The sequence below is a fragment of the Streptococcus oralis genome, from assembly GCF_023611505.1.
Taxonomy (GTDB): domain Bacteria; phylum Bacillota; class Bacilli; order Lactobacillales; family Streptococcaceae; genus Streptococcus; species Streptococcus oralis_CT.
This window is the reverse complement of record NZ_CP097843.1, coordinates 1,483,250-1,498,020: the sequence shown is the minus strand read 5'-3', so window position 1 is coordinate 1,498,020 and position 14,771 is coordinate 1,483,250. Positions and strand designations below refer to the sequence as shown.

Below are 14,771 nucleotides of genomic sequence, written 5' to 3'. Positions count from 1 at the left end.
ATGTACTAAACTAAGTATAGCATAGAAGAGGATACTTAGGGTATCAAAAAGTCTTTTTCGTGCTTTGACGATTTTTCCAAGCTTGATAGCGGGTGTCAATCAAGAGTTGGGTTAAGCGCCCCATGGTTTCTCTTTCTTCGGGAGTGAGGGATTGAGCTTGTACAAAGAGTTGATGAATGTGTTCAATGGCATTGAAGGAAGAAAGATCGTTGATAGAGGAGATGCCCGCATCGAGAATGATTCCAAAAAAGAGGTCAAAGTAGAGCTGCAGTTCTTCGTCAGGAACTGTTTCAACCCATTCCTTGAAGGTTGTATCGACTTGCTGACTATCACTATTGGTCTCGTCTAGTTGGACAAAGTGTTTGTCTTCAATCTGCCAACTAAAGGTGTCGTGCTGGGCAAGGCCACCTAAGGCGGTGCTTCGAACGACGATTTTTTTATCCGGAATTTCCAGCATCATCCCGATGATAGACCCTTGTGGGACAAATACTTTCGTTCTTTTCATCATATTTTGATAGCCAGGTGTTTCGGTTAGTTCCTTGTGAAGTCCAGGGGCATCAAAAGTGTAGACAGCGACAATGTTTTTCTGCAAGTTTGGATCAAGTTGACTGGCAGCATAGACAGCTAGATTGCCCCCTTTTGAGTGTCCTGCTAGGATAACCTTTTGGTTAGGATGTTGAGCAAAAAAGTTCTCTAAATATTGGAGGGCATGTTTTTGAGCTGGGATTTCCTTCATATAGGTCATATGGAAATCTTCTTTCCAACCGATGATACTATCATCCGTCCCACGAAAAACAAGCAAATAGGTATCGAGACTGATACGATAAGTCATAGCCGCAAACTGTTTTTGCAATTCAGGATCGATATCGTTGATAAAGTCTGAGAGCTTGCAATTTTTAAAGCGTTTGTGTTGAGAGAGTTGATCCAACAACTGGAGACGGTTTTTATTGGTCAACATCGTCGTGTCTCTAGGAATTTGAGGTGCTAGATCTATGAGACGCTTTGGTTCTTGGGTGATTACATTATCAAAAGCAAGATAGGTTAATTCAGTCAAGGCAAGAACATCTAACTCATTCACGGGGAGGTCATAAAAGGAATCGTATGCTACATCATTGAGGTAGTCAAAAATATTGGCCATAAAAGCTCCTTTCTCTATGTTTATCCTATCACATTTACCAAGAATTAGCTAGTAGGCTTACTAGATTTTGCTATATTGCTAGCGAGCTGGTTTAAATACAGGTTTGCATTTTATCCATGGGGAAAATCTGTTATAATAAGAGCAAAGGAGGAGCGCATGCACAAGATTTTACTAGTAGAAGATGACCAAGTTATTCGGCAACAAGTGGGGAAACTGCTCTCTGAGTGGGGCTTTGAGGTCATTTTGGTAGAAGATTTTATGGAAGTATTGAGCTTATTTGTCCAGTCTGAGCCTCATTTGGTCCTCATGGATATTGGTCTGCCTCTTTTTAATGGTTACCACTGGTGTCAGGAGATTCGTAAGATTTCTCAGGTACCTATCATGTTTCTGTCTTCGAGAGATCAGGCGATGGATATTGTCATGGCGATCAATTTGGGTGCGGATGATTTTATAACCAAACCTTTTGACCAGCAGGTCCTCCTTGCCAAGGTTCAGGGCTTGTTGCGCCGTTCCTATGAGTTTGGCCGAGATGAAAGTCTGCTGGAGTATGCGGGTGTGATCCTCAATACCAAGTCTATGGACCTGCACTATCAGGGGGAAGTATTGAGTTTGACCAAGAATGAATTTCAGATTTTGCGGATTTTGTTTGAACATGCGGGTAATATCGTGGCGCGTGATGACCTGATGCGGGAACTCTGGAATAGCGATTTTTTCATCGATGACAATACCTTGTCTGTCAACGTTGCTCGCTTGCGCAAAAAGTTGGAGGAGCAAGGCTTGGCAGGATTTATCGAAACCAAGAAGGGAATAGGGTACGGACTGAAACATGCTTGATTGGAAACTATTTTTTCTGGCCTATCTGCGTTCTCGCAGTCGTCTTTTTGTCTATATTTTTTCATTGGGTTTTCTTGTTTTTCTCTTTCAGTTTTTATTCGCTAGTATAGGATTTTATTTCTTCTATTTTTTCCTCCTCAGTAGCTTTTTGACCCTTTTATTTTTGGTTTGGGATATTTTTGCAGAAGCTCAGGTTTACCGGCAGGAAGTACTCTATGCTGAAAGAGATCCCAAGTCCCCTCTGGAATGTGCGCTGGCAGAGAAACTCGAAGAGCGAGGGTCTGAATTGTATCAAAAGAAGTCGGAAGCCCAAAGCAAGCTGACGGATTTGCTTGACTACTACACCTTGTGGGTTCATCAGATAAAGACTCCTATTGCAGCGAGCCGTCTCTTGGTAGCAGAAGTATCTGATCGTGAGGTCAAGCAGCAACTGGAACAGGAAATCTTTAAGATTGACTCCTATACCAATCTGGTGTTGCAGTATCTTCGTTTGGAAAGCTTCCACGATGACTTGGTATTTGAAAAGGTTCAAGTGGATGACTTAGTTAAGGAAGTGGTTCGTAAGTATGCTCTTTTCTTTATCCAGAAGGGGCTGACAGTCAATCTACATGACTTAGACAAAACCATCGTGACCGATAAGAAGTGGTTGTTGGTCGTCATTGAACAAATCCTCTCAAACAGCCTCAAATACACCAAGCGAGGTGGACTAGAGATTTATATGGAAGGCCAGGAGCTCTGTATCAAAGATACGGGAATCGGGATTAAAAACAGTGATGTGCTCCGAGTCTTTGAACGTGGCTTTTCAGGATATAATGGTCGCCTAACCCAGCAGTCATCTGGACTTGGACTTTACCTATCTAAGAAAATTTCTGAAGAGCTGGGGCATCAGATCCGTATTGAATCTGAAGTTGGAAAAGGAACGATAGTGCGGATTCAGTTTGCTCAAGTGAACTTAGTCCTTGAGTGAGAAGAGTAGATAAGAGCCCAGGATAAGACAACTGGGCTTTTCTATCTTTAACTGTGTATCCTAGTAAATTATTTTATCTACTATAAACAAATCTCTGAGGGATATGAAGACCACGAACGAAAAGGTAGGTCTAGATCAAAAGCAGATTAAGCAAACCATTAATAAGCAAATCTTGACAGTTTTCTTCCTTCCTGTAATTTTTGCATTTCTCCATTGGCCTTTGCTTATTATATGCTTAGTTTAGTTCTCAAGGTCATTGAAGTAGTCGATGATACCATGAGGTTGACGATAACTTTCTCTATCTGTTCAATTGATAGATTTCTTCAGATAAAGACTGTAAAATTTTTGATATAATGTTAAGGATAGACTGACGGATGCTTAAAGGATAATTTTCAAAAGCATAACAGGTGAGAAGAAAAATATGTAAGATTGGACAGAAGTCTCTCTGCCATCATCCAAGTAGAAACAAGAGTATATGAAATAAAAGGAGTAACCAATGACCGGAAATTATTCAACACGTGAATACCGTGAGAAATTATATGATGATCTTCATGTTCGATTAAGAGATATAGTGATTTTGATGTGTGCGATTTTTATTGCCTCTATAGGTCTAAATATGAATTCAACAGCTGTTATTATTGGAGCCATGCTGATTTCCCCTCTTATGACACCGATTGTTGGACTGGGTTTTGGTTTAGCTATTTTTGATACCCGTTTAATCAAACAATCTCTAGAGGTTTTATTTACTCAAGTATTGGTCAGCTTGCTTGTCTCGACTCTGTATTTCTGGATTTCTCCCTTATCTTATGCAAGTAGCGAACTGATTGCACGAACCTCTCCAACCATTTGGGATGTTCTCATTGCTATTGCTGGTGGGATAGCAGGTGTAATTGGATCAAGGAAAAAAGAAGCAAACAATATCGTGCCAGGAGTAGCCATTGCAACAGCTCTGATGCCACCTATCTGTACTGCAGGATATGGTTTAGCTAATGGAAATGTACGATTTTTATTTGGGGCTCTCTATCTTTTCTTGATCAACTGTGTCTTTATCATGCTAGCCAACATTGTTGGAACAAGAATTTTGATGAGAAAATCTCCCTTAAGTTCATTTAAAGAGCTAAATATTAAAATGAGAATTGGGTTGATATCCTTGATTGTATTATTGGTTCTTCCAGCCAGCTATTCAGCAGTCACTCTGTCGATAGATCAAGCGCGAAAAGAAGGAATCAAACAGTTTATAGCAAAAGAGTTCGCCAATCACACGGTCATTAATCAAGTCTACAAGTCAAGGAACAATGAATTGGTTTTGACGGTTGTTGGAGATCCGATTTCAGACGAAGAATTAGAAACGCTCCATCAAAAACAAGCCTCTTACGGTATTCAATCTGTTCAATTGAAAGTCAATCAAGTTCATAATTCGACAAAATTAGACGGTGATACGACCAAGGAATTTTATGAAACCATTAACAAGTATATCGATCAAAAACTCTCTGAAAAGGATTCACAAAAAGATCTTGTAAAAGAAAATGAAGCAGATAAGGATTGAGGATATTGACCTTATCTAACTCATGAAAGCAAATCTTGTGTGGTGGTTTGGCCAATCACTACTAGCTCAGATTAAATAAAATATAAAAAGCAACAGCTGAAATAGTTGTTGCTTTTTCTGGCTCTGAAAAATATTTCTCAGACTGTGATTGTTTTATTTCTCAACGCGTGATTTGTTGGCGATATCAGCTAGGATAGCTTGAACAAAGTCATCAACTGAGACAGTTTGTGTTTCTTTTTGGCCATAGCGACGAACGTTGACAGTTCCGTCTTCCATTTCCTTGTCCCCAACGATCAATTGGTAAGGAATCTTGCTTGTTTGTGAAGCACGGATCTTGAACTGCATTTTTTCATTGCGCTCATCTACATCTGCACGGACACCACGGTCACGGAGTTTCTTGGCTACTTCCCAAGCGTAATCCACGTGTTTTTCGTTAGAAACGGGGATGAGGGTCACTTGGTGTGGTGCAAGCCATGTTGGGAAGGCGCCCTTGTAGTTCTCAATCAAGATAGCTGTGAAGCGTTCCATAGTTGAAATAACACCACGGTGGATCATGACTGGACGGTGTTCCTCACCATCTGCTCCAACATATTTGAGGTCGAAGCGTTCTGGAAGCAAGAAGTCAAGCTGGATAGTAGAAAGGGTTTCTTCTTTACCGAGGGCAGTTTTAACTTGGATATCCAATTTTGGTCCGTAGAAGGCTGCTTCACCTTCAGCTTCAAAGTAGTCCAGTTCCATATCATCCATAGCTGCCTTCAACATGCGTTGTGCATTTTCCCACATCTCATCGTTGTCAAAGTATTTGTGTTTATCTTCTGGGTCACGATAAGACAAGCGGAAACGGTAATCTGTCAAATTAAAGTCTTCATACACGTCGATAATCAATTGAAGAATTTTCTTGAATTCTTCCTCAATTTGTTCTGGAGCTACAAAAGTATGACCATCATTTAGGGACATTTCACGTACACGTTGAAGGCCTGTAAGGGCGCCAGATTTTTCATATCGGTGCATCATGCCAATCTCAGCGATACGGATTGGTAATTCACGGTATGAGTGTACATGGTGTTTATAAACTTCGATATGGTGAGGACAGTTCATTGGGCGGAGGACAAACTCTTCACCGTCTCCCATGTCCATAGTTGGGAACATATCTTCACGGTAGTGATCCCAGTGACCAGAAGTTTTATAGAGTTCCACTGAGGCAATTGGTGGAGTGTAAACATGTTGGTAGCCTGCAGCGATTTCCTTGTCGACAATGTAGCGTTCCAATTCACGACGGATAGTGGCTCCGTTTGGTAACCAGAATGGTAAACCTTGTCCGACTTCTTGTGAAATCATGAAGAGGTCAAGTTCTTTACCGAGTTTACGGTGGTCACGTTCCTTGGCTTCTTCACGCATTTGAAGGTAGTTCTTCAAGTCTTTCTTGTCAAACCAAGCTGTACCGTAGATTCGTTGCATCATCGCGTTGTCGCTATTTCCACGCCAGTAGGCACCAGCTACGTTGAGCAGGTGGAAAATTTGGATACGACCTGTTGATGGGACGTGAGGACCACGGCAGAGGTCCACGTATTCGCCCTGACGGTAGATAGTCAAACCGCCTTCGTCTTCTGAGTGTTCTTCAATCAATTCCAATTTGTAAGGGTCGTTCTTGAAGATTTCACGGGCCTCGTCCTTAGTCACTTCTTCACGGATTGATGGGAAGTTTTCTTTAACGATTTTTTTCATTTCTTCTTCGATACGAGGCAGGTCTTCGTTGGAGATTTGGCCAGCAGTATTGTCGGTATCGTAGTAGAAGCCGTCTTCGATAGCTGGACCGACACCCAAATGAATGTCTGGGAAGAGGCGACGAGCTGCTTGGGCAAACAAGTGAGCAGCTGAGTGGCGCAAGATTGGCAGAGCATCTTCGTGATCAGGCGTCACGATTTCGATGCTTCCATCTTCAGTGATAGCACGAGTTGTATCGATGAGTTTGCCGTTAAATTTACCAGCCAAGGCCTTTTTAGCAAGGGAATTGCTGATAGATTGGGCAATTTCAAAAGTTGTCACGCCAGATTCGAATTCACGAACAGCGCCATCTGGGAAAGTAATCTTAATCATGGTTTTCTCCTTAAATATTTATTCTTTTTTTGTTGGACAATTTTAAGAGCCGAGCAACTTCTTCCGCAGTCTGATTTTCTGGTTGACTACCATCTGTTACGAGACTAGAATAGCCTAATTTCATCGCTTCCTTACGAACCATTTGAGCAAAAAGAATATCTCGTTGCATCCAGTTTTCAAAAGCTTGCTCAGGGTTGGTTGTACCCTCTAAGACATAAGGAACTCATTCTCTCTGTATATAATGCTTTTTTTGAAAATCGGCTGTTGGAGTCAAGCATAGATAGGAAGACGCTGGACATTCAAGATCCTTTACCAAGTGAGGCAAAAGTCCAGCTCCCTCCACCAAGAGAGGTCTGTTTTGATTTTTTATCACGTAAGATTTTACATAAGGAAAAATCTCTTCATAAAAGTGCCATTCTTCATCTGCCATCTCTTCTGGATTTCTCATCCAGATTTGTTCTGGATTTCTATCCTGCCTAAGAAGGCAAATCGGCTGTGAGTCTGCACTTGCTTGACTCATCATCTCTTCTATCAAATCATCCAGTTTGATATGAAGTAGTTGATACTGTCTAGCAAGAAGTGAAGCAATTGTTGACTTTCCACTGCAAGGTGATCCGCCAATCATATAAAGCATCGTTCTTCTTCCTTCTGATAAAACAAAAAGCGACATCCTTAAAAGGACGTCGCAACGTGGTTCCACCTTCATTTATGTTCCTCAAAAAAGAGGGACACCTCAGATTGGCTTTAACGTAGCCACCGTTTTATGTTTGCATAAAAGTCAGTAGAGTAGTATCAGTTTAGGCTTTCTATGCGTTTCCAGCAACCACGCACTCTCTAGTAGAAAGGGACTAAGTGACTTGTCTCTATGCATTATTATAGCATGATTGCGAGATTTTTCAAGGATTTTGTGAAAGTTTTTTATTTTTTCCTCGCTGTAGCATGTATTTAATACCCGAACCTGAAGCCATACCAAGTAGGGCAAAGAGTTCATAAGCTAGGAAATAAACGAGAATGAATTCATTAAAAGTGATGATGGTAAAGCAATAGAGCAATCCGACACCAAGCAGCCACCACAGTGAGAATTGGAAACGGTAGCTATAAAGAAGGGACACGATGAAGGTTGCCAAAGGTGAAAAGAGGAGAATGTTGTAAGTGTACAGTCCCTTCAGTGTATATGGGTCAGTGATGAGTAGTGAGAATAGCTCATAGAGGGGCCAGTAAAAGAAGAAAATGACAAGGTAGTATGGGAGATACTTAAGATAGTTACGCATGGCAATAGTCCTCCAATCTACAAAAATTGAGAGAGGTTGAATACCACATAATCTTAAATGAAGGGGAACTCTCTACTTATATTATAGCACGTCTCGGAAGCCTTTACAAGTTAATCCAGTGAGTAGTGATAGTGCTCTTTTTGAGTGTTTTCTGCTATAATACTAACAAAAGAAGTAAGAGGAAAAGAGGAGAAAGGATGACGAAAATAGCAGTTCTTTCAGACATACATGGGAATACGACAGCCTTGGAAGCTGTACTGGCTGGTGCTAAAAAGGCAAAGGTAGATGAGTACTGGCTTTTGGGGGATATTCTTATGCCGGGAACGGGACGTAGAAGGATATTGAATCTTTTAGCGGCTTTGCCTATCACTGTAAGAGTTCTTGGTAATTGGGAGAATAGTCTCTGGCGAGGTTTGCATCGTAAGCTAGATTTGACAAAAGCTAGTCATCGCTACCTCCTACGTCAATGCCAGTATATATTAGAAGAAATCAGCCCTGAAGAAATCGAAGACCTCCACAATCAACCCATGCAAGTTCATCGTCAGTTTGGTGATTTGATGGTGGGAATCACTCACCATCTCCCTGATAAAAACTGGGGTAGGGAGTTGATTCATACGGGAAAACAAGAAGATTTTGATAGATTAGTGACGGAACCGCATGCCTCCATCGCAGTATATGGTCATATCCACCAACAGTTGCTTCGTTATGGAAGTGATGGACAGTTGATTCTTAATCCAGGGTCCATTGGACAACCCTTCTTTTTAGATGCGGGATTACGTAAGGACCTACGGGCCCAGTATATGATTTTAGAGTTTGATGAAGCAGGTTTGTCTGATGTTGATTTTCATCGAGTGGATTATGATGTAGAAGCCGAATTGCAGTTGGCCAAAGATTTAAAGCTCCCCTATTTCCAGGTCTACTATGAAAGTTTGGTAAATGGGATTCACCACACTCATAACCAGGAACTTCTGTATGAGATTGCCCAAGAACAGGGGCATGATATTGAGTTGGATGCATGGTTAGATAGTAGTAATGATTGACATGACATCAAAAAGAGGTATAATGAGTATGAGAAGAGAGATGATGAGAATCTCAGGTGAAAGGGGAACAAAATGCAAATTTCAAGTCGATTTACCATTGCGACCCATATGCTAATTATCATTGCTATCAAGGGCCGGGAAAGCAAGGTGACCAGTGATTTTCTCGCAGCTAGCGTTGGAGTTAATCCAGTCATTATCCGTAAGACTTTGTCGCAACTCAAAAAAGCAGGATTGATTTCAGTTGCTCGTGGGACGGGTGGTACCGAAATTATCAAAGACCTCCAAGATATTAGCCTTTTTGATGTTTATCAGGCAGTCGAATGTTTAGGAAAATCTGGTAAGCTCTTTAGTTTCCATGACAATCCCAATCCTAACTGTCCAGTAGGGGCTAATATTCATAAGGTCTTGGATCAGAAATTGCTGGATATCCAAGTAGCTATGGAAAATCAACTTCGTCAGATGAGTCTGGCTCAGGTTGTGGCAGATGCAGAAGCAAGAATTGTAAAATAAGAGGGCTAGGCTCCTCTTTTTCTATTGCCACAATTATGGTACAATGTAGTCATCAAAGGAGGAGACTATGTACTTTATCACAGGATTTTTTGTCCTACTTTTTCTCGTTTCGTTTTTAAGGGACAATCGCAGTCTCTGGAATCCAGCTCTCTTACTTTTGTCTCTGCTCTTTTCTTATATGTCCATTGCCAATCTTTTTTACGAAGCTGGACAGAAAGAAGTGCACATGGTTTTCTTTGCAGGGATTTTTCTCCTGCTGCCTCTTTTAGTTTTTCTAAGTGGTTTTTTCCTTATTTATAATGGATTTGTGTTATTGAAAAAAGAAGGAAAATCCAAGGCAAATTATTTGTCTCTAGGATTAGGTTGTGTGATTCTATTCTTTTTTGTGATCATGGCGATTCGAGTGAGCGATACCAAGGGCTTGTTTTATACCAATCATCTAGTGAATATTATCTTTTTCTTTTTGATTTATTCGTATTTGATTTTTGGTTTTGCCTTTGCAGGATTTCTGCTTTATTCTATCCTGTACCTTTTTATTCCTAAGAAAAAATATTATGATTTTATTATCATTCACGGAGCAGGTTTGTTGAATGGAGAAAAAGTGACTCCCTTACTGAAGAGTCGCATTGACAAGGCAGTAGAAGCTTATCACCAGTCTCTCAACCCCAATGTTCAAATCATCGCAAGTGGTGGTCGAGGTGGGGATGAGAAGATTTCCGAAGCTCAGGCAATTTGTAATTATTTGTTGGAAGAGACAGATGTTCCGAGAGAAGTGATTCTCCTAGAGGAAGACTCAACGACGACCTATGAGAATCTTCTCTTCTCAAAAGAAATGGGGGAGAAGCTGGTGGCTAGTCCACGTTTTCTCTTTGTGACCAATGATTACCATGTTTTTCGTACTAGTACCTATGCTCGCCGTATTGGGATGAAGGGAGATGGTCTTGGTTGCCGTACGGCCGCCTACTATATTCCATCGGCTTTTATTAGAGAATATATTGCTCTATGTGTGAAGATGAAATGGCTTTTTATCACCTTCTATATTTTATTAATTTTAGCTCTGATTTTCTCCTATAGAGGTGTTCTATAGTAATATGTAAAATTCATATTGTAATTCTTGTTAGAATCTCTAAAAAATCTTGTAGTAACCCTAAGGGAAAAATTGTCACTAGTAATGAAAGAGCAGGGTAAGTGATTGTGAGTGCGGTTTTTGGAACGGCTTCATGATTGCTCGTCAATCAATTGAACAATTTCTAACCTAGTTGCAGATTTTCAGAGAGAGCCAAAAATAGGCAACTGAATATGAGTAGACTAGAATTTTACAGTCAACGACAAATAAAAATGTGAACAACAACAGAGGTTCACATTTTCTTTTTGGTCTATGGCAAAATGGCTTTTAGTTCCTTCAGGATAGTTTGCAAGGTTACGATCGCTTGCTCTCCTTGTTGTGGTTGATAGAGTAGTTGGAAATACTTGCGAATAGTTTCTTCAAATTGTTTAGGGAGGAGAGTACAATTGGTCTTAGCGTAGTCAAGCATTCGTTTTTTACCAGGATGGGTTTGCTCATTGAGCGCAAACAACAAGTCAAAGTAGGAAGCAAAAAATTCACTTGAACGATGATTCATACTGAGAAGATCTTGACGTTTGATAGCTTTTTCTATTTGGATAGAGAAGGCAGGCATGGCTTGATCCAGCAAAAGGAGTTGCTTTTCAATAATATTTTTTTTGAGTTTTTGAGGATAGGGAACCTGATAGGCTTTTTGAAGAGAAGCATAGCGCCCATTCGGGTCGTATAGAATCTTGCTGTGGAGTAGATTGTGCCACATACAGGTTGTATAAGCGTTTTGGGCTTGATGCTGAAAAACAGTTGAGTTTAATTCTTGTTCGAACGACTTCAGCGAACGATAAATCAACTCGATTTGGATACCGTTGTTTAGTATACAGTCATCCTCTAATTCCCAAAACTGGTTTCCAATTTCCATGTAGGAGCAATAGTTGCTCAGGATGATTTGACGAGTTTCTTCGTCAATAGGTGAGTTGAGGTAGATATAGACATCATAATCAGAATTTTGATCATAGTCTTGTCCTGCACGTGAACCACCTAGAGCAATGGCCTCTACTTGCTCCAGTTGAGAGAATTCTTTGCAAAGTTCTTGGATCATTGTTTTTCTCCTTGCTTTATGCTTTTAAAGTCATTTTACCAAAAAGTAAAACGTTTGCATAGCATTGAGTTGCCCTTTTTCATTTATAGCAAAAAATGTGAACCCTTGTTTTGAGTTCACATTTCTTTCTTTATTCTGCGGCTTGTTGCCAACGTTTTGCTAGCATATGAGACAGGCTAGAAATGGCAAAGTTAAAGATAAAGTAAATCAAGGCAATCAGGATATAAAGACTGAAGACCTGCTCTGGTTCGAAATAACGTCCCATGAGAATTTGGCTGGCGCCAAAGAGTTCTTGTAGAGCGATAACAGAGTAGAGAAGGCTGGTATCCTTAATCACGGTCACAAACTGAGAAATGATAGCTGGCAACATTTTACGGATTGCTTGTGGAAGAATGATATGGTAGAGGATTTGCACAGAGGTAAATCCTTGAGACATTCCTGCTTCGTATTGCCCTTTGTCTACGGCATTGAGACCGCCTCGGATAATCTCAGCTAGGGCTGCTGAGGTAAAAAGGGTGAAAGCGGTAATGCCAGCTGGTGTCGACTTCATCTTGAATACCAAAAAAATGGTGAAAATCCAGAGAAGGTTGGGAACATTACGCACAAATTCGATATAAATGCTTGAGATGATTCGCAAGACAGGATTTTTCCCATTTCGCATAACCGCAAGTACCGTCCCGATAAAGGTAGAAAGGACGATAGCAATCAGAGAAATGTAGAGGGTCAAGCCGAAGCCTTTAAAGATAAAGACTAGGTTATCTGGGGTCAAAACTTCTAAAATAGATTCCATAGTAACCTCCTAAAGTGAATAGGCTTTTTTATTGGCTTGCTCCATCTTGCGACCAAACTGGGCGACAGGGAAGCAAAGGGCAAAGTAGAGTAGGGCAGCGCCTAAAAAGGCTGGGATATAATTTCCATTGAGAGCTGACCAAGACTTAGTCACAAACATCAAGTCTACTCCAGAGATGATGGCAACTGTAGAGGTATTCTTGATGAGGTTAACGATTTGGTTGGTCAAAGGTGGGAGAATGATACGGAAGGCCTGAGGCAAGATAATCAAGCGCATAGCACTGATATAGGTGAAACCTTGTGATAAGGCGGCCTCCATCTGACCACTAGGAATAGACTGAATCCCTGAACGAATAACCTCAGCAATATAGGCACCGTGATAAAGTCCCACGCAGAGAACAGCTGTCCAATAAATCGGAATCATGATGGTATGGTCACTGATAAGAGGTAGACCATAAAAAACGATGACAAACTGCACCAAGAGGGGAGTATTTTGGTAAAATTCGACAAAGATACGAGCTAGAATTCGCAAAATTGGACGTTTACTGGTCGACATAGCTCCGAAGAAGATGCCCAAAACCATGGCTAGGATAAAGGATCCAATTGCTAGGACAAGAGTGAAGAGAAAACCATTGAAAAATTGTCCAAAATCCTGAAAATAGGCTGTCCAAGATGATAAATCTGTCATGGGGTGTCCTCCTTAATCTGCAGTATGGCTAGATGGTTTGAGCTTGTAACGGTCATAAAGTTTCTGCAAACTACCGTCCTTGGTCCATTTAGTGACCAAGCTATCAAGATAATCGTTGAGCTCGGTGTTTGATTTCTTGGTAACAATACCGTAGTCAGATGGCTTGAAACTATCATCTAGTAGTTCTGTCCGTTTACTAATGTAGCCAGAGAGGATAGAGCGGTCAACGGAAAAGGCATCAATACGGTGAGCGTGAAGGGAAGTAATCAATTCTGGATAGGAACCAAGTTCTACGAATTTAAACTTCAGACCTTTCTTTTTACCCAGTTCAGTAATCAGGCGTTGGGTGATGGAACCTTGGGCAACCCCAATGGTTTTGCCGTTTAGGTCCTCAATGCTTTTGATGTTGGCAGACTTATTGACCAAAAAGCCAGAAGCATCTGTGTAGTAGGGACTGGTGAAGTTGTAGAGTTTTTTACGTTCGTCTGTGATGGTGAAGGTCGCGATATCCATGTCGACCTGTTCGTTGTCTAGTAGTGGACCGCGGGTTTGAGCGGTAACAGGCACATAGCGAACCTTGACCTTGAGTTCATCAGCTACCATCTTGGCTAAATCAGTTTCAATACCAGAATAGGTCCCTGTCTTGGGATCTTTGTAACCAAAATTGGGAACGTCTTGTTTGACACCGACAACCAGTTCGCCTCTTTTTTGAATGTCTGCGACGCTGGTATCAGCCTGAACTGGTTTGGCAGCAGCAAGGCTGAAAAGGCTAATCAATAATGCGGATAAAAAGAATTTCTTTTTCATAGGCGCCTCCTTATTTGACTTTGTCACTTTCGTGGTTGATAATTTTGCTGAGGAATTGTTGGGCACGAGGTTCGCTTGGATTGTCAAAAAAGTCATCGACATCTGTCGTATCTACTAAAACCTCTCCGTCGGCCATAAAGATAATGCGGTCCGCAACCTCTCGAGCAAAGCCCATTTCGTGGGTAACGATGATCATGTTCATCCCGTCATGTGCCAGTTTCTGCATAACTGCTAGAACATCACCGATAGTCTCAGGATCAAGAGCAGATGTTGGCTCATCAAAGAGGAGGAGTTCCGGATGCATAGCGAGGCCACGTGCGATGGCGATCCGCTGTTTTTGTCCACCAGATAGCATGGCGGGATAGGAATCTTTCTTGTCCCACATATTTACAAATTCCAGATATTTTTGGGCTGTTTTTTCAGCTTCTTTTTTATCAATTCCTAGAACTTTCATGGGTGCGAGTGTCACGTTTTCTAACACTGTTTTATGCGGATAGAGGTTGAAATGTTGGAAAACCATGCCGACTTCCTTACGAAGAGGAACTAAATCTTTCTGACTGGCACCTGCTACTTGGTGTCCATTGACCAGGAGACTTCCTTTGTCAACAGCCTCCAAACCATTGATCGTACGGATAAGAGTGGACTTCCCAGAACCAGAAGGTCCAAGCAGGACAACAACTTGTCCTTTTTCAAAACGGAAATTGATGTCGCGGAGTGCGTGATAGTCTCCGTAATATTTTTCGACGTTTTTAAATTCTACTAAAGCCATGAGAGATCTCCTTTGTGTTAGATTTTATAACATGATTCTACAACAAAAGAATGTTCTTGTCAAATCATATCTGAAAAAATTCACTAAAATGTTATAAAAAAGCAATCTGGATAGAGAAAATGCCTAAATCATGTTATAATGAAACGATAGAATTCT

At 41.0% G+C, this 14,771-nt stretch carries 14 protein-coding genes and 2 pseudogenes; 7 read left to right on the top strand and 9 right to left on the bottom strand.

The features are described from left to right. Nucleotides 1–43 precede the first annotated feature (43 nt). On the bottom strand, nt 44–1,138 hold the full coding sequence (locus M9H69_RS07680; RefSeq protein ID WP_250315295.1) for a DUF2974 domain-containing protein: 1,095 nt from the start codon (nt 1,136–1,138) through the stop codon (nt 44–46). 156 nt (nt 1,139–1,294) lie between these two features. Here M9H69_RS07680 and M9H69_RS07675 point away from each other — a divergent pair, with 156 nt between their 5' ends. From M9H69_RS07675 to M9H69_RS07660, 4 genes and pseudogenes are all read left to right on the top strand, one after another. After that, entirely contained in the window at nt 1,295–1,972 is a 678-nt protein-coding gene (locus tag M9H69_RS07675; protein WP_250315294.1) for a response regulator transcription factor, read from the top strand. Continuing rightward, nucleotides 1,965–2,939 (top strand): sensor histidine kinase, encoded by a 975-nt coding sequence (locus tag M9H69_RS07670; RefSeq protein ID WP_250315293.1) that lies wholly within the window; start codon nt 1,965–1,967, stop codon nt 2,937–2,939. Before M9H69_RS07675 ends, M9H69_RS07670 begins: the two co-directional genes overlap by 8 nt. Nucleotides 2,940–3,014: 75 nt before the next feature. Beyond that, nucleotides 3,015–3,293, top strand: a pseudogene (locus M9H69_RS07665) (ABC transporter permease); the annotation flags it as partial. A 142-nt stretch (nt 3,294–3,435) separates the two neighbouring features. After that, nucleotides 3,436–4,485: a DUF389 domain-containing protein gene (locus M9H69_RS07660; RefSeq protein ID WP_250315292.1), complete on the top strand. Its 1,050-nt coding sequence runs from the start codon at nt 3,436–3,438 to the stop codon at nt 4,483–4,485. Nucleotides 4,486–4,638: 153 nt separating this feature from the next. Here M9H69_RS07660 and thrS read toward each other — a convergent pair whose 3' ends face one another. The 3 genes and pseudogenes from thrS to M9H69_RS07645 form a co-directional block, all read right to left on the bottom strand. Further along, nucleotides 4,639–6,582 carry a threonine--tRNA ligase gene (thrS, locus tag M9H69_RS07655; RefSeq protein ID WP_033583459.1) on the bottom strand — a complete coding sequence of 648 codons (1,944 nt, stop codon included), beginning with the start codon at nt 6,580–6,582 and terminating at the stop codon, nt 4,639–4,641. Nucleotides 6,583–6,592: 10 nt separating this feature from the next. Beyond that, a pseudogene (locus M9H69_RS07650) lies at nt 6,593–7,216 on the bottom strand (AAA family ATPase). A gap of 262 nt (nt 7,217–7,478) precedes the next feature. Further along, nucleotides 7,479–7,853, bottom strand: a complete 375-nt coding sequence (locus tag M9H69_RS07645; RefSeq protein WP_250315291.1) for a hypothetical protein — start codon at nt 7,851–7,853, stop codon at nt 7,479–7,481. Nucleotides 7,854–8,050: 197 nt separating this feature from the next. On the opposite strand from M9H69_RS07645, the gene M9H69_RS07640 reads away from it, so the two are divergent. The 3 genes from M9H69_RS07640 (at nt 8,051) to M9H69_RS07630 (ending at nt 10,490) form a co-directional block, all read left to right on the top strand. Then, nucleotides 8,051–8,893 (top strand): metallophosphoesterase family protein, encoded by an 843-nt coding sequence (locus M9H69_RS07640; RefSeq protein WP_250315290.1) that lies wholly within the window; start codon nt 8,051–8,053, stop codon nt 8,891–8,893. A gap of 72 nt (nt 8,894–8,965) precedes the next feature. After that, the gene (locus M9H69_RS07635) at nt 8,966–9,403 is read left to right on the top strand and encodes an Rrf2 family transcriptional regulator (RefSeq protein ID WP_001167382.1); all 438 of its coding nucleotides are present in this window, start codon (nt 8,966–8,968) and stop codon (nt 9,401–9,403) included. Between the two features lie 67 nt (nt 9,404–9,470). After that, the gene (locus M9H69_RS07630; protein ID WP_250315289.1) at nt 9,471–10,490 is read left to right on the top strand and encodes a YdcF family protein; all 1,020 of its coding nucleotides are present in this window, start codon (nt 9,471–9,473) and stop codon (nt 10,488–10,490) included. A 289-nt stretch (nt 10,491–10,779) separates the two neighbouring features. Here the strand turns inward: M9H69_RS07630 and M9H69_RS07625 are convergent, their stop codons facing one another. The 5 genes from M9H69_RS07625 to M9H69_RS07605 all read right to left on the bottom strand — a co-directional run bounded on the left by M9H69_RS07625 (nt 10,780) and on the right by M9H69_RS07605 (nt 14,615). Continuing rightward, a complete protein-coding gene (locus tag M9H69_RS07625) occupies nt 10,780–11,562 on the bottom strand; it encodes a DUF4037 domain-containing protein (RefSeq protein ID WP_250315288.1) in 783 nt (260 codons plus the stop codon). Between the two features lie 130 nt (nt 11,563–11,692). Then, nucleotides 11,693–12,352: an amino acid ABC transporter permease gene (locus M9H69_RS07620; protein ID WP_250315287.1), complete on the bottom strand. Its 660-nt coding sequence runs from the start codon at nt 12,350–12,352 to the stop codon at nt 11,693–11,695. A 9-nt stretch (nt 12,353–12,361) separates the two neighbouring features. Further along, nucleotides 12,362–13,039: an amino acid ABC transporter permease gene (locus M9H69_RS07615; protein ID WP_250315286.1), complete on the bottom strand. Its 678-nt coding sequence runs from the start codon at nt 13,037–13,039 to the stop codon at nt 12,362–12,364. Nucleotides 13,040–13,051: 12 nt separating this feature from the next. Beyond that, nucleotides 13,052–13,846 carry a transporter substrate-binding domain-containing protein gene (locus M9H69_RS07610; RefSeq protein ID WP_250315285.1) on the bottom strand — a complete coding sequence of 265 codons (795 nt, stop codon included), beginning with the start codon at nt 13,844–13,846 and terminating at the stop codon, nt 13,052–13,054. A 10-nt stretch (nt 13,847–13,856) separates the two neighbouring features. Continuing rightward, nucleotides 13,857–14,615, bottom strand: a complete 759-nt coding sequence (locus M9H69_RS07605) for an amino acid ABC transporter ATP-binding protein (RefSeq protein ID WP_250315284.1) — start codon at nt 14,613–14,615, stop codon at nt 13,857–13,859. Nucleotides 14,616–14,771: the final 156 nt, after the last annotated feature.

Bases quoted from the DNA above. Each gene is read 5' to 3' on its own strand.
- M9H69_RS07680 (WP_250315295.1), bottom strand. From the start codon at position 1,138: ATGGCCAATATTTTTGACTACCTCAATGATGTAGCATACGATTCCTTT.
- M9H69_RS07675 (WP_250315294.1), top strand. From the start codon at position 1,295: ATGCACAAGATTTTACTAGTAGAAGATGACCAAGTTATTCGGCAACAA.
- M9H69_RS07670 (WP_250315293.1), top strand. From the start codon at position 1,965: ATGCTTGATTGGAAACTATTTTTTCTGGCCTATCTGCGTTCTCGCAGT.
- M9H69_RS07660 (WP_250315292.1), top strand. From the start codon at position 3,436: ATGACCGGAAATTATTCAACACGTGAATACCGTGAGAAATTATATGAT.
- thrS (WP_033583459.1), bottom strand. From the start codon at position 6,582: ATGATTAAGATTACTTTCCCAGATGGCGCTGTTCGTGAATTCGAATCT.
- M9H69_RS07645 (WP_250315291.1), bottom strand. From the start codon at position 7,853: ATGCGTAACTATCTTAAGTATCTCCCATACTACCTTGTCATTTTCTTC.
- M9H69_RS07640 (WP_250315290.1), top strand. From the start codon at position 8,051: ATGACGAAAATAGCAGTTCTTTCAGACATACATGGGAATACGACAGCC.
- M9H69_RS07635 (WP_001167382.1), top strand. From the start codon at position 8,966: ATGCAAATTTCAAGTCGATTTACCATTGCGACCCATATGCTAATTATC.
- M9H69_RS07630 (WP_250315289.1), top strand. From the start codon at position 9,471: ATGTACTTTATCACAGGATTTTTTGTCCTACTTTTTCTCGTTTCGTTT.
- M9H69_RS07625 (WP_250315288.1), bottom strand. From the start codon at position 11,562: ATGATCCAAGAACTTTGCAAAGAATTCTCTCAACTGGAGCAAGTAGAG.
- M9H69_RS07620 (WP_250315287.1), bottom strand. From the start codon at position 12,352: ATGGAATCTATTTTAGAAGTTTTGACCCCAGATAACCTAGTCTTTATC.
- M9H69_RS07615 (WP_250315286.1), bottom strand. From the start codon at position 13,039: ATGACAGATTTATCATCTTGGACAGCCTATTTTCAGGATTTTGGACAA.
- M9H69_RS07610 (WP_250315285.1), bottom strand. From the start codon at position 13,846: ATGAAAAAGAAATTCTTTTTATCCGCATTATTGATTAGCCTTTTCAGC.
- M9H69_RS07605 (WP_250315284.1), bottom strand. From the start codon at position 14,615: ATGGCTTTAGTAGAATTTAAAAACGTCGAAAAATATTACGGAGACTAT.